Consider the following 12,928-nt stretch of genomic DNA (forward strand, 5'->3'; position numbering starts at 1 on the left):
AAAAACTCAATCAAAAGGGGGCGCAGTGCGTCAACGAAGATTGCCTAACCTGGCGGTATTGCGGGCTTTCGAAGCTACGGTGCGGTACGGCAGCGTGTCGAAAGCCGCCAAATCTCTCAACGTCACCGACGGCGCCGTCAGCCGCGCGGTGCGCGAATTCGAGCAGACCCTGGGATTCGCGCTGTTTCAGCGCACCAGCCGCATGGTGCATCCGACGCCGCAGGCGCAAGAGCTGGCGAGCGAGATCGGCCGGGGGCTGGACAACCTGCAATCGGCGATCGACCGCGCCTGTCGGCATCATCAGAATCGCCCGTTGGTGATCTCCTGCGAGCCGACCTTTCTGATCCGCTGGCTGATCCCGCGACTGGCCGGTTTACAGCAGGCGGTGGGGAAAGAACGCGATCTGCAGCTGGTCTCCGCCGGCGGCGCCGTCGCCTTCTCACGCGAGGGCATCGATCTGGCGATTCGCCGCAACGATTTCCCGATCGCCGACGACGTGATCGCCCGCCCGTTCCTCAAAGAGCGGGTCGGCCCGGTTTGCCGCCGAGAGCATGCCGCGGCGGGGCGTGAGTTGCGTGGCACCCTGCTCCACACCGAGACGCGCCCGCACGCCTGGCGCGACTGGTGCGCCCACAGCGGCATCGAGCTCCGGCCGGGCAACGAGCTGCGTTTCGAACATTTCTATCTCAGCCTGCAGGCGGCGGTCGCCGGCGCCGGTATCGGCATCGGCCCGTTGGCGCTGGTGGCGGATGATATCGTCAACGGCGCGCTGGTGGCGCCATATGGCTTTGCGCCTGACGGGACGGATTACGTGCTGATGACCCAGGCCGACGGCCAGGAGGATGCGATCTTCTCAACGGTGTTGGATTGGCTGATCGCCATGGGGGAAGAAACCGAACGGGCGGTGTTGGTGGGCGAAAAAAAAGCGTAATGGGGAAAAGTCTCCGCCTGCCGCGCAGGGCAAGCGGAGTGGCGTCAGGCGGCGATTACTTCTGTTCGGCCTGGCTTACGGTGTCTTCGGCTTTCCAGATGCGGTATTTCACTTCCGCGTCTTTCGGCGCGTATACCACGATCGGCAGGCGGCTGTTGTAGCGCTGCATCGCGGCATCACCCAGGTTGGCGGCGATGAATTGCTTGGTCTTGGTGTTGTCCGGGCAGCCCATCAGCGTGGAGGCCGGATCGGACAGCTTCTCCAGCACCAGGTAGTCATAGCCCCAGCCGGAGAGGGTTTTGGTCTCCAGCGTGCCGCCAATCATGTGGCGGTTGCAGTCCACTTCCAGCGTCTTGCCGATCAGCAGCTCCACCTTGTAGTTCTCTTCGTGCTCTTGCTTCGGCAGGTAGATCACCTGACGGTTCATGCCCTTCTCGGCTTTCGGGTAAGGCGCGACCTTTTCCAGTGGCTGCTTGCTGATATCCGCGTCATCGCCAGAGGTCGCCGCCATGGCGCCGGCGGAAACGGCCATCAGCAGGCCAGAAAATACAACGGATGCCTTGTTCATGTTTTATCCCTACACGTTGTCAAATAATCCGCCTATAAACTAATACACTACAGCCAAGCCCGCCACAGGTTTAATCTTCTTTACAATAGGCGTTCAATAGTGACAATCGCCTGATATCGTCGATTAACCGGAGCAATGACTCAGCGTTTCTTCAGGTTGGCAACATAGGCCTTCACCACCTGATAGACATAATCCTGGCATGCCAGCCCGGTTTGCGGATCGTAGTTGCCCTGATTGGTGATGTTGTTGGACAACACGCGAATGCCGACGAACGGCACCTTGAATTCGGCGGCGATCTGCGCGGCGGAGGCGGTCTCCATCTCTTCGACCGAAGTCTGATAACGGTCGTGGAAATAGCGAATGCGGTCCAGCTCGCTGTTCCACACGTCGGCCGAGCCGATTACTCCTTCCACGACCTTGCCCTGTCGGTAATCGCCCTTAACGCTTTGCGCAATCGCCAGCAGGTTGGTGTCAGCGGGAAACTGACGCAGGCTGTGCGCCTTTTTGTCCTCGCCGGCGCTGCCTTTGGAAGCCAACAGATCCATCGGCTGCCACTGCCGCGAGTCGCTGCCTTCCCCCAACGCCTTGGCCGGCGTTTTGAACGCCCCGAGATTGACCGAGTATTTGCCCAGCACGATGTCATATACTTTCAGTGCCGGATCATGGCCGCCGGCGGTGCCCTGGTTGATGATCGCCACCGGATGGAACTGCGTGGCGGCGATCGCCGTGGCCGCCGCGGCGTTGGACATGCCCTTCAGCGTCTCCGACACCACCACCGGGTAGCCGTCTACGGTGCCGTGCCAAAAGCGCCAGCCGCCGATCTGCTCCTCGCGCGGGTTCTCCAACCGCTGGGCGAAACGTTCCGCCTCTACCGGCATGGCGCCCTGCACCACGATCGGCCCGGCGGCCGCAGGTTGGCCAAAACTCAGCGGAGAAAAGGCCGCACCGGCAGCCGCCAACAGTAAGACACGCGCTTTATTCTTCATCACCACACTCTCATCCCAAAAAAAGCAAACGATTACCTTAGCCGAAGGCGGTAACGTCGGATAGGGTTTTCTTACCGGCGGACTAAGGTTTTCTTAAGACAGAATTATTACAGTGGCGCTATTCAATCCTGTCACCGAGCCTGCGCGTGAATCCAGAATCATCATTAAATCAATCCTCAACGGCACCGCAAAATAAGACAACCGCCCTTTACTCCCTGCCGACATCCTTTTACCGTTGGCAAGTTTTTGTCCTGCTGATCAGCGGTTTGGTCTTCCTGTGGCTCTCCCGCAACGAACAGCTGGACTGGGCGATCAGCAATTATTGGTACGATGCCGCCAGCGGGCATTTCCCGTGGCAAAACAATTATTGGCTGGACCTGATCAACCACCGCCTGCTGAAGCAAATAGTGATCGTCGGGGCGGTACTGGCGCTGTTTTGGGGCATCTATCGCCGCAGCGCGCGCCTGATTGTCAGCATGCTGCTTCTCGGCATCGGCCCGCTGGTGGTGGGCATTCTCAAGGCCACCAGCGCGCACTCCTGTCCGTGGGATCTGATCGAGTACGGCGGCAAGGCGATGTCCTTCCCGCTGTTCGGCGCGGTGCCGGCGCTGCCCGGCCCCGGTCGCTGTTTCCCCGGCGGGCACGCCTCGAGCGGTTTCGCAGTCATGGCGTTGTTTTTCCTGTTTTATCCGCAGCGCCCGCGCCTGGCCTGGTGGTGCTGGTGCGGCGGTATTGCGCTCGGCATGTTGATGGGCTTTGGTCAGATCATGCGCGGCGCACATTTTCTTACCCATAACCTGTGGGCGGGTTGGTGGGTTTGGTTAAGCCAGTTGGCTATTTATTGGACGGTTAGCGGCTATTGGAGCCGCAAGATGAGGTAACGGTTATGGAGCAGTTAAACCATGTTCTTTTCGCTTGGATCAATGCGACCCCGGCGTCTCCCGAGTGGATGATCGATTTCGCCACCTTTTTGGCACGCGATCTTATCATTATCGTGCCGCTGCTGATCGTCGGCCTGTGGCTGTGGGGGCCGCGAAGCCAGCTGGTTTCGCAGCGCGAAGTGGTGGCGAAAACCACGATCGCGCTGCTGTTCGCCATGCTTGCCGCCTCCACTATCGGCGCGCTGCTGCCGCATGAGCGCCCGTTCGTCGCCGGCGTGGGTTATACCTTCCTGGCGCACGCGCCGGACAGTTCGTTCCCCAGCGATCACGGCACCGCCATCTTTACCTTTGCGCTGGCGTTCCTGTTCTGGCACCGGGTCTGGTCCGGTGCGCTGCTGATGATTGTCGCCGTCGGCATCGCCTGGTCACGCGTTTACCTCGGCGTGCACTGGCCGCTGGATATGGTCGGCGGTTTCCTGCTCGGCCTGGTCGGCTGCCTGTTCGCTCAGCTGGTGTGGAATCTGTTCGGCGATATCCTCGCCGACAAGCTGTCGCGCCTGTATCGCTTCCTGTTCGCCTTCGCCATCCGTCGCGGCTGGGTGAAAGAGTAACCGCACAACATGACCGGGGCGTTACCGCCCCGTGATTTCACACCACGCCGGTGGTCACACAAAACGCCCGCGTTTTTCCCGCTCCCAGCATCACTCCCGCCTCCCCTTCCGGCGCGTTCGGCCGACAGTTCGCCGGCTGGATAAAAGCCAGCAGCCGCCGGTTGCCCTGAACGGCGATGCGCCGGAGACCATAGTTGAATTGCCCGGTGGCGAAGCGCGTCACATAGCGTCGGCCTTGCGGCGCCAGCATAAAGAACTCGGCCTGATCCACGTAACGCGTCAGATCGTCAGAGCACAGCAGCTCCTGCCCGATCGCATCCCCTATCAAAGCCGGTGTCGGCAGATTCTGGCGGAATACCGCGTCGGGAATGCAATCGTAGTTGAGGCAGCAAACATAGCGCAGCGGCTGCGGCCGCTCGCCCAGGTTGGTGACCTTCATCTCTATGGCGAACTGCGCGCTCTGCGCCGCCAGACGCAGCGCCGGGCCGATGCGCCAATGGCCGCCCAACCGCTCGCCCTCACCGTGCAACGCCAACTCATCGCCTGCCAGCTGCAGCCACACGCGCTGCATCTGTGGCGGCGCCGGGTCCTGACCCGACCAGGCGGGATAGAACGCGGCATCGTCAGCGCGCTTTTTTCCTGCGCCCCGCACGCTGCGGCGGCCCGACTTCAGTGAGTAACCGTCAAACTCAGCGTCCCAGATCGCGAGGCCCTGATACGGTAAAACCGTCAGCGCGCCACGGCTGTTCGCCAGCGTCAGCATCGGCCCGCGTTTTGCGCAGCGATGCGCACTCACCGCGAAATCCGCGTTGCGGAACAGTTCCTGCCGCTGCGCCCCGAAAGCTTCAGGAGCCAGATCGATGTTGATCTTCATCTTTTTTCCCTCGACGTTTCGCTCGCGCAGGCCGCGAGCCCCAAAATGTTATTTAAATAACAAATCAATCGTCCTTAATGTATACACATAACGGCATCATATCGTCGATCTCGTCGACATTTTTAAACACCACTAGGTTTATCAGCATCGTAATGTTATTATTTTCACATTACTCACCCCGTTTACTGTCTTAACCTCACTAAGGAACCGCGATGACCATCGAAAACATCGATTACGCCAGCTACGTTGACCACACCCTGCTGGCGATGGACGCCACCGAAATGCAGATCGCCAAACTGTGTGAAGAGGCGCAACAGCACAACTTCTATGCGGTATGCGTCAACTCCGGCTACGTGCCGCTGGCGGCCCAACTGCTGCAGGAAAGCACCGTGAAAGTCTGCTCGGTGATCGGTTTCCCGCTGGGCGCTGGCCTGACCGTCGCCAAAGCCTTTGAAGCCAAAGCGGCGATCGCCGCCGGCGCGCAAGAGATCGATATGGTGATCAACGTCGGCTGGTTGAAAAGCGGCCTGCTGGACGAAGTGAAAGCCGACATCGCCGCCGTGCGCGAGGTTTGCGCGGCGATCCCGTTGAAGGTAATATTGGAAACCTGCCTGCTCAGCGATGCACAGATCGTCCAGGTTTGTGAAATGTGTCGCGAACTCGATGTGGCCTTCGTGAAAACTTCCACCGGCTTCAGCACCGGCGGCGCTCGGGAAGAGCACGTCAAACTGATGCGCGAGACCGTGGGCAGCAAAATGGGCGTGAAAGCTTCCGGCGCCGTGCGCGATCGCGCCACCGCCGAGAAGATGATCAACGCCGGCGCCACGCGTATCGGCACCAGCTCCGGCGTCGCCATCGTTTCCGGCGCCCAGCCGGCGGCGGGCAGCTACTGATCGTCGGCATGCCCTGACGGGCATAGCCAATACACAACGATGCGGGACAATACGGGCGGCCAAGGCGGCCCGATATTGCCCCGCATCGTTGTGTTTAGCCGGAAATGCCGGCACGCCCTTTACCTCTATCACCTGTGGGAAGACGGACCTATGGAAACGCGGCGCGAAGAACGTATCAACCGGCTAGTTCAGGCGTTAAAACGCGCTGACAAGATCCACCTGAAAGAAGCCGCCGCGCTGCTGGGGGTCTCGGAGATGACCATTCGCCGCGATCTGAGCGCCGAACCGGCGGCGGTGGTGCTGCTCGGCGGTTACGTGGTGACCGATCCGCGCAGCAACGGCGTGACCAACTACTTTGTTTCCGATCAAAAAGCCAAGCAGGTGACGGAGAAACGGCGCATCGGCCTGCTGGCGGCGCCGTTGATTAACGAAAACGACACGGTGTTTTTCGACTGTGGCACCACCACCCCGGCGATCATCGACGCCATCCCCGACGAGCTGGCCTTCACCGCCGTCTGTCATTCGCTGAACACCTTCCTGGCGCTGCAGGACAAACCGAACTGCAAGGTGGTCCTGTGCGGCGGTGAGTTCAAGCCGAACAACTACATCTTTTCCAGCGTCGGTGGCCGCAACGAGCTCGATCACATCTGCCCGAACATCGCCTTTATCTCCGCCGCCGGCCTCAGCCTGCAGCACGGCGCCACCTGCTTCAACTTCGACGAGCTGGAGATGAAGCATCGCGCCATGGCGATGGCGCAGCAAAAGATCCTGGTGGCGGATCACAGCAAGTTCGGCAAAACCAAACCGGCCTGCATCGGCCCCCTGACGCAGTTTGATCGGGTGATCAGCGACCGCCAACCAGACGCCGACTTCATTGCGTTCTTCAACGACAACGCCATCGCCACCCGCTATTAATCCGCCTTCTGCGCCGTCGAAACCGGCGGCGCACCGCTGCAACCCCCTTCTTTCTTCGCCCGGAAATGAACAAATAATGCGCAATCGATTCGCGTTTTTCGCTTATCCGCACGCAACATCAGGTTAATAAAATGCAACAGGTCACCCGAGTGATTATTTTCTCGCAGGCTAAACACGCTGTCGGCGGCGTGAATTAACGACTATTTATGGCTTTTATATGATAAATCGCGCCAAAGGCCGGGATGTTTAAATAAACGGCGGTTTACGCGATTGCAGCAAATCTCGCCAATACCTGTTAGCTATCTGTTATTTATATGATGAATGGTTACGCATTTTTATCCGCTAACCACGTAAGTAATTTCCCTTCGTTATTAGCGGTGATTTTTAATAAAAAATCTTTAAAAACAAATAAATGAATGGAATTTTACTTAAAAATACAATGTGATCTACGTCACTAAAACTGCTTAATCCGGGTTTTTCGCTAGATCCAAAACCACGCATAAAATATATTGCTCGGCTTGCTGCTGAGTACAGCGCTTTATCCGGCTAATTATTGTACAAACCGCATAATCGCAGAAATTTTTATGAGAGCGTTCTCAGCACAAAATCTTACACAAATGTGCAACAAATGCGTGAAAAGTCGATTAAAAAGCTGATAACTGCACATATTGCGCATTTGAGAGCAGGATCACGGTTGTTTCTACTGTAAATCGTTATCTTGCCGCCAACAAAAATCGACAGGCAATGACCTGTCGGCAGCGGTAACGACTTTTATCGCCCGTGACGGTGAAAAGTCTTTAGTGAATTACCCGGCGCTGTGCCTTGGTAATGAACGCAATAAACAACCAGGGGGACGCCAAAACATCCCCGCAAGCAACACCTGATTCTTACCGCAAGCGTTGCCTGAATAGAACGTTTGACGGTTTAACCTTAAGTTTTGCCTTTTAATTTTAAATTCGTGTTCACTTCGGAGATATTTATGGACACTACACAGACCGGCACAATTGCCTCTGCGGCCTCGGGCTCCAGCAGTACCTGGCGTAAAACGGATACCATGTGGATGTTGGGCCTGTACGGCACCGCCATCGGCGCAGGCGTCCTGTTCTTGCCAATCAACGCCGGCATCGGCGGTTTAATTCCTCTGATCATCATGGCCATCATCGCTTTCCCGATGACCTTCTTTGCCCACCGCGGCCTGTGCCGTTTCGTTCTGTCCGGCAAAAATCCCGGTGAAGACATCACCGCCGTGGTAGAAGAGCACTTCGGCATCACCGCCGGCAAACTGATTACCCTGCTGTACTTCTTCGCCATCTACCCGATTCTGTTGGTTTACAGCGTGGCGATCACCAACACCGTCGACAGCTTCATCACCCACCAGTTGGGCATGACGTCGCCGCCGCGCGCCATCCTGTCGCTGATCCTGATCGTCGGCCTGATGACCATCGTGCGCTTCGGTGAGCAGGCCATCGTGAAAACCATGAGCATCCTGGTCTTCCCGTTCGTCGCGGTGCTGATGCTGCTGGCGGTGTATCTGATCCCTAACTGGACCGGCGCCATCTTCGAAAACGTGTCGCTGTCCGGCAGCGGTACCGGTATGGGCCACGGCCTGATCATGACCCTGTGGCTGGCGATCCCGGTAATGGTGTTCTCCTTCAACCACTCGCCGATCATCTCCGCCTTCGCCGTCGCCAAACGCGAAGAGTACGGCGCAGACGCCGAGAAGAAATGCTCCCGCATTCTGGCTTATGCACACATCATGATGGTGCTGACCGTGATGTTCTTCGTGTTCAGCTGCGTGCTGAGCCTGACGCCGGAAAACCTGGCGGAAGCCAAGGCGCAGAACATCTCGATTCTGTCTTACCTGGCTAACCACTTTAACAACCCGATGATCGCGTACATCGCGCCGGTTATCGCCTTCGTCGCCATCACCAAATCGTTCCTGGGCCACTACCTGGGCGCCCGTGAAGGCTTCAACGGCCTGGTTGCCAAGTCGATGAAGAGCCGCGGTAAAACCGTCAGCACCGCCAAGCTGAACCGCATGACCGCTATCTTCATGCTGGTGACCACCTGGATCGTCGCCACCCTGAACCCAAGCATCCTGGGCATGATCGAAACCCTGGGTGGCCCAATCATCGCCATGCTGCTGTTCCTGATGCCGATGTATGCCATCCGTAAAGTGCCTGCCATGCGCAAGTACAGCGGCCACATCAGCAACGTGTTCGTGGTTGTGATGGGTCTGATTGCCATCTCTGCTATCGTGTTCAGCCTGCTCGGCTAATCACGTCCGGCCGGCGCCGCTGCGCGCCGGCCCTCCCGCACTCCCCCATTTCCCGTATTCACCGCCTGAAACCTGAAGAAGGAGGCGAGACCATGGTCAGCGTTTTCGATATTTTCAAGATTGGCATCGGCCCATCCAGCTCCCACACCGTTGGCCCGATGAAAGCCGGCAAACAGTTCGTCGACGATCTGATCGCCCACCAGCAGCTGCAGGACACCACCCGCGTGGTGGTTGACGTGTACGGTTCGCTGTCGTTGACCGGTAAAGGCCACCACACCGATATCGCCATCATCATGGGCCTGGCCGGCAACCTGCCGCACGACGTGGACATCGACAGCATTCCTGGCTTTATCCGCGACGTCGAACAGCGCGGCCGCCTGCCGCTGGCCAACGGCCATCACGAGGTGGATTTCCCGCTGCACGGCGGCATGAATTTCCACAGCGACAACCTGCCGCTGCACGAAAACGGCATGCGCATCCGCGCCTTCGCCGGTGAACGCCTGCTGCACAGCAAAACCTATTACTCGATCGGTGGCGGTTTCATCGTCGACGAAGAGCATTTCGGCCAGTCCGCCGAGGGCGCCACGCCGGTGCCCTACCCGTTCAAATCAGCGCACGATCTGCAGCAGCATTGCAAAGACACCGGGCTGTCGTTATCCGGCCTGGTGATGCAGAACGAGCTGGCGCTGCGCAGCAAAGCGGATATCGACGCACACTTCGCCGACGTCTGGCAGGTGATGAGCGCCGGTATCGAACGCGGCATCAACACCGAAGGCTTGCTGCCCGGCCCGATGAAAGTGCCGCGCCGCGCCGCCGCGCTGCGCCGCATTCTGGTGACCGGCGACAAGAACAATATCGATCCGATGAACGTGGTCGATTGGATCAACATGTTCGCGTTGGCCGTCAACGAAGAGAACGCCGCCGGTGGCCGCGTGGTCACCGCGCCGACCAACGGCGCCTGCGGCATCATCCCTGCGGTGCTGGCTTACTACGACAAGTTCATCCGCCCGGTAAATGCCAATTCCTACACCCGCTATTTCCTGGCGTCCGGGGTGATTGGCGCGCTGTACAAGATGAACGCCTCGATCTCCGGTGCCGAAGTGGGCTGTCAGGGGGAAGTGGGCGTAGCCTGTTCGATGGCGGCGGCCGGGTTGACCGAGCTGCTGGGCGGCAGCCCGGCGCAGGTGTGCATCGCGGCGGAGATCGCCATGGAGCACCATTTGGGGCTGACCTGCGATCCGCTCGCCGGGCAGGTTCAGGTGCCCTGCATCGAGCGTAACGCCATTTCCGCCGTCAAGGCGGTCAACGCCGCGCGCATGGCGATGCGCCGCACCAGCGAACCGCGAGTTTGTCTGGATAAGGTGATCGAAACCATGTACGAAACCGGCAAAGACATGAACGCCAAATACCGCGAAACCTCCCAGGGCGGGCTGGCGATCAAGGTCGTTGCCTGCAATTGACCGCCACGGCGAATCACTAAAGGCGCCGGCCGTTCCGATCTGGCCGGCGCCGTTTCAATGCCGCTCTTTCCCTGCCGCAACGCCCGGCTGAATACCGGCTCGAGCCCCCACGGCGCCGGGGCTGGCGCTGTGCCGCAGCCAGCCGTAAAGTTCGGCATTACGCCGGAATCCCATCTTGCGCATAACGCTCATCTTATGATTGCTGACGGTTTTCACGCTGATGTCCAGCATCCGTGCGATTTGCGTCACCCCCATCTCCCGCGTCATACAGCGCATGATCTCCTGTTCGCGCAGCGTCAGGCCTCGGTGTTGGCATACGCAGTTCATGCCACAGCCCGGCCTGCTCGGCCATTTGCTGCGCCGCTCCAGCTCGGCGCTCACCTGATACAGCGCCGAGACCAATGGCATATCGTGGTAGATGACGCCGGCCTCCAGCGCGCAGCGGGTGCCGACGGTGCGCTTATGCCGCCCCTCCGGCGTCCGCAACGAGAAATACAGCGTTTTGCGCCCTGCGGCCTGCGCCTCAACGAAGTGACAAAAACAGCTTTGCACGCCGGGAGGAAAATAGCAGAACACCAGATCGGCTTCGTGAATCTGCTGCGCATCCAGTAACAGCGTGCGCTTGCCATAAGTGCTGAAGTGCAGCGCCAGGGCCTCCTGCCAACCGGCGCTGAAGTAGCGGTTTTCATCAAATAGCGCGATTTTTATCATGGTGCTCATCCCTGCCCTCCCGCCGTTCCGGTTTCCCGTTTAACCGCCTGGCCCCCCTTTGCCGGAGCCTGACTGTTGTCGATGCGTAATTCATAAATCATGGTGGCGTTGGGTGGCACTTTCGGCGGATAGCCGGTTTCACCGTAGGCCAGCGCCGGCGGCACGACCATCGTCAGCGAACCGTGGTTGTGCAGATGGCCTATCGCCTCCCGGAACAGCGGCGGATACTCGGACAGCGGTTGCGACAGCACCTTGCCGCTCAGTTCCATATCCTGGATCACCGTGCCGTCGGTCAATTTCTCCTTCACGACCACCTCGACCACCGCCGTTGGCGCCAATGCGCCCTCCCCGGCGTAATCCACCCGATACCAAAAGCCCATCGCCGACTGCTTTACGCCCTTTTGTTGACTGAACTGCGCCAGATAATCTTCATCACGCCGCCGCTGTTCGTTAACGCGTTTCTCACGCGCGGCCATGGCGGCGGCATCCGCCTGCGCCGTCAGCGTATTCAATTCATCCGGCGGCAGCTGCAAACGCCCCGACACGCTATCGATGACGCCCGCCAACAGGCTGTCGCGGTCCACCGGTACGCCCCAGCTTTGACGCTCCGTCACTACCCCCTGAATATCCCGCCCCAGCGCACTGCCCGCCGCATAGGACAAACGCTTGCGTTCATCCTTCAACTGCTCCGGCGTCACCTCCCATTGCAGCCGCTTATGCAGCGCCAACAGCGCTTCGCGCGCCTGCTGGGTCACTTTCTGCTCATCGGCCCGCTTCTGCTCACTCGCCTCCAGCGCGGTACGCAGAGCGTGCAGTTCCTCCTGGTGCTCGCGCTGGCGTTGTGCAAGCGTCTGTGCCGATGCCTGCGCAGCGGACTCCAGCTCGGTGGCGCGCCGTTCGGCCTGCATCCCCGCCGCTTTGGTTTTGGCGGTTTCCTGCGTCGCCTGCCGCAGCAGCGCCTCGGCGCGCTGCGCATCGGGCGAGCCGCGCCAGGCGGCGCCTAGCCCGGCGATCCACTGCTGCAGCGTTGACGAATCAGGCAACGTCGTGACGGATGGCATCGCTTTCTCCGCCCGCAGCGCGGCGAGTTCCTGGCGCAACACCGTCAGTTCCATTCGCTGGCGCGCCAGCTGTTGGTCACGCGCCAATAACTCCTGGCTCAGCGTAAAAGCTTTGGCCGGTGAAGCCGGCGGGTGGGTATCCGACGGAAGCTTTGCCGACTCACGCTTTTTTTGCCCCGCCCCGCGGTCGGCGGGCGCCGCGTTTTCGCTCGCCGGCCCGGTGTTCTGCCGTTGATATTGCTCGGCAAACTGCAGCAGCGCCGGCACGCCGTCGTCCGCCTGCGCGGCGCCGGTGAACAGCAGAACCGCACAGCCCAGCAGGCACAGCCTCATTTAACCTGCTCCCCGCGATCCGCCAAGCCGGTCAACACCGCCTGATTCACCCCGGCGCACAGATAGTTGACCTTGTAGCGATACAGCGCATCCACCGTCTCCTGCGTATCGCCGTTTACCCGGGCGCGCAGGTTGGCGTACTGCGAAGCGCCGCTCATCAGACTGTCGAAGGCCTGTTTATAGCGCTGATACTGTTTCTCGTCGATCGTGCGCAATGCGTCCAACTGCTGCTGGCACTGCTGCAGTTGCTCGGCCTCACGCTGCTTGCGCAAAGCCTCTTCTGAGGGAGCTTGCACAGCCTGATTTTTGGTGTTCGCGGCGGGCTTACCCGCTTTTTGGTTTTGGCAGGCGGCGGCGCTCAACGCCAACAGGCACAGCAGGCCCATGCGCAGGGCGCGAGTGAGGGGCTTTATCATCATTGCGTTT

At 59.7% G+C, this 12,928-nt stretch carries 13 protein-coding genes; 7 read left to right on the forward strand and 6 right to left on the reverse strand.

What is annotated here, in order from left to right; all coding sequences use genetic code 11:
* Positions 1 to 25 precede the first annotated feature (25 nt).
* A complete protein-coding gene (locus ACUTSC_RS07060; protein WP_197773166.1) occupies positions 26 to 931 on the forward strand; it encodes a LysR substrate-binding domain-containing protein in 906 nt (301 codons plus the stop codon).
* 55 nt (positions 932 to 986) lie between these two features.
* Here ACUTSC_RS07060 and eco read toward each other — a convergent pair whose 3' ends face one another.
* The gene (gene eco, locus ACUTSC_RS07065; protein ID WP_063989379.1) at positions 987 to 1,499 is read right to left on the reverse strand and encodes a serine protease inhibitor ecotin; all 513 of its coding nucleotides are present in this window, start codon (positions 1,497 to 1,499) and stop codon (positions 987 to 989) included.
* Positions 1,500 to 1,639: 140 nt separating this feature from the next.
* Positions 1,640 to 2,485, reverse strand: a complete 846-nt coding sequence (locus tag ACUTSC_RS07070; RefSeq protein ID WP_197766914.1) for a 5'-methylthioadenosine/S-adenosylhomocysteine nucleosidase — start codon at positions 2,483 to 2,485, stop codon at positions 1,640 to 1,642.
* Between the two features lie 146 nt (positions 2,486 to 2,631).
* Between ACUTSC_RS07070 and ACUTSC_RS07075 the strand changes: the two genes are divergently transcribed.
* Both ACUTSC_RS07075 and ybjG read left to right on the forward strand, forming a co-directional pair.
* Positions 2,632 to 3,366, forward strand: a complete 735-nt coding sequence (locus ACUTSC_RS07075) for a phosphatase PAP2 family protein (protein ID WP_445653229.1) — start codon at positions 2,632 to 2,634, stop codon at positions 3,364 to 3,366.
* A 5-nt stretch (positions 3,367 to 3,371) separates the two neighbouring features.
* Positions 3,372 to 3,977 (forward strand): undecaprenyl-diphosphate phosphatase, encoded by a 606-nt coding sequence (ybjG, locus tag ACUTSC_RS07080; RefSeq protein WP_063989376.1) that lies wholly within the window; start codon positions 3,372 to 3,374, stop codon positions 3,975 to 3,977.
* Between the two features lie 37 nt (positions 3,978 to 4,014).
* On the opposite strand, the gene ACUTSC_RS07085 is transcribed toward ybjG, so the two are convergent.
* Positions 4,015 to 4,851 (reverse strand): hypothetical protein, encoded by an 837-nt coding sequence (locus tag ACUTSC_RS07085; protein WP_197773164.1) that lies wholly within the window; start codon positions 4,849 to 4,851, stop codon positions 4,015 to 4,017.
* A 212-nt stretch (positions 4,852 to 5,063) separates the two neighbouring features.
* Here ACUTSC_RS07085 and deoC point away from each other — a divergent pair, with 212 nt between their 5' ends.
* The 4 genes from deoC (at position 5,064) to ACUTSC_RS07105 (ending at position 10,397) form a co-directional block, all read left to right on the forward strand.
* Positions 5,064 to 5,744 carry a deoxyribose-phosphate aldolase gene (deoC, locus tag ACUTSC_RS07090; RefSeq protein WP_197773163.1) on the forward strand — a complete coding sequence of 227 codons (681 nt, stop codon included), beginning with the start codon at positions 5,064 to 5,066 and terminating at the stop codon, positions 5,742 to 5,744.
* 150 nt (positions 5,745 to 5,894) lie between these two features.
* A complete protein-coding gene (gene deoR, locus ACUTSC_RS07095) occupies positions 5,895 to 6,659 on the forward strand; it encodes a DNA-binding transcriptional repressor DeoR (RefSeq protein ID WP_445653230.1) in 765 nt (254 codons plus the stop codon).
* A 979-nt stretch (positions 6,660 to 7,638) separates the two neighbouring features.
* Positions 7,639 to 8,937, forward strand: coding sequence for an HAAAP family serine/threonine permease (locus ACUTSC_RS07100; protein WP_038881129.1), 1,299 nt, complete (start codon positions 7,639 to 7,641; stop codon positions 8,935 to 8,937).
* A gap of 92 nt (positions 8,938 to 9,029) precedes the next feature.
* The gene (locus ACUTSC_RS07105) at positions 9,030 to 10,397 is read left to right on the forward strand and encodes an L-serine ammonia-lyase (RefSeq protein ID WP_025302221.1); all 1,368 of its coding nucleotides are present in this window, start codon (positions 9,030 to 9,032) and stop codon (positions 10,395 to 10,397) included.
* A gap of 54 nt (positions 10,398 to 10,451) precedes the next feature.
* Here ACUTSC_RS07105 and ACUTSC_RS07110 read toward each other — a convergent pair whose 3' ends face one another.
* From ACUTSC_RS07110 to ACUTSC_RS07120, 3 genes are read right to left on the reverse strand one after another with little or no spacing between them, the layout of a single operon-like run.
* The gene (locus ACUTSC_RS07110) at positions 10,452 to 11,117 is read right to left on the reverse strand and encodes a LuxR C-terminal-related transcriptional regulator (protein WP_197766508.1); all 666 of its coding nucleotides are present in this window, start codon (positions 11,115 to 11,117) and stop codon (positions 10,452 to 10,454) included.
* Positions 11,114 to 12,502: an FKBP-type peptidyl-prolyl cis-trans isomerase N-terminal domain-containing protein gene (locus ACUTSC_RS07115; protein ID WP_445653231.1), complete on the reverse strand. Its 1,389-nt coding sequence runs from the start codon at positions 12,500 to 12,502 to the stop codon at positions 11,114 to 11,116. Before ACUTSC_RS07115 ends, ACUTSC_RS07110 begins: the two co-directional genes overlap by 4 nt.
* Positions 12,499 to 12,921, reverse strand: a complete 423-nt coding sequence (locus tag ACUTSC_RS07120) for a hypothetical protein (RefSeq protein ID WP_197766510.1) — start codon at positions 12,919 to 12,921, stop codon at positions 12,499 to 12,501. Before ACUTSC_RS07120 ends, ACUTSC_RS07115 begins: the two co-directional genes overlap by 4 nt.
* Between the last annotated feature and the right edge of the window lie 7 nt (positions 12,922 to 12,928).

Source organism: Serratia sp. TSA_105.2 (assembly GCF_052692115.1).

Excerpts from the sequence above, each read along its gene's own strand:
- eco (WP_063989379.1), bottom strand. The coding sequence starts at position 1,499 with ATGAACAAGGCATCCGTTGTATTTTCTGGCCTGCTGATGGCCGTTTCC.
- ACUTSC_RS07070 (WP_197766914.1), bottom strand. The coding sequence starts at position 2,485 with ATGAAGAATAAAGCGCGTGTCTTACTGTTGGCGGCTGCCGGTGCGGCC.
- ybjG (WP_063989376.1), top strand. The coding sequence starts at position 3,372 with ATGGAGCAGTTAAACCATGTTCTTTTCGCTTGGATCAATGCGACCCCG.
- ACUTSC_RS07085 (WP_197773164.1), bottom strand. The coding sequence starts at position 4,851 with ATGAAGATCAACATCGATCTGGCTCCTGAAGCTTTCGGGGCGCAGCGG.
- deoC (WP_197773163.1), top strand. The coding sequence starts at position 5,064 with ATGACCATCGAAAACATCGATTACGCCAGCTACGTTGACCACACCCTG.
- deoR (WP_445653230.1), top strand. The coding sequence starts at position 5,895 with ATGGAAACGCGGCGCGAAGAACGTATCAACCGGCTAGTTCAGGCGTTA.
- ACUTSC_RS07100 (WP_038881129.1), top strand. The coding sequence starts at position 7,639 with ATGGACACTACACAGACCGGCACAATTGCCTCTGCGGCCTCGGGCTCC.
- ACUTSC_RS07105 (WP_025302221.1), top strand. The coding sequence starts at position 9,030 with ATGGTCAGCGTTTTCGATATTTTCAAGATTGGCATCGGCCCATCCAGC.
- ACUTSC_RS07110 (WP_197766508.1), bottom strand. The coding sequence starts at position 11,117 with ATGAGCACCATGATAAAAATCGCGCTATTTGATGAAAACCGCTACTTC.
- ACUTSC_RS07115 (WP_445653231.1), bottom strand. The coding sequence starts at position 12,502 with ATGAGGCTGTGCCTGCTGGGCTGTGCGGTTCTGCTGTTCACCGGCGCC.
- ACUTSC_RS07120 (WP_197766510.1), bottom strand. The coding sequence starts at position 12,921 with ATGATGATAAAGCCCCTCACTCGCGCCCTGCGCATGGGCCTGCTGTGC.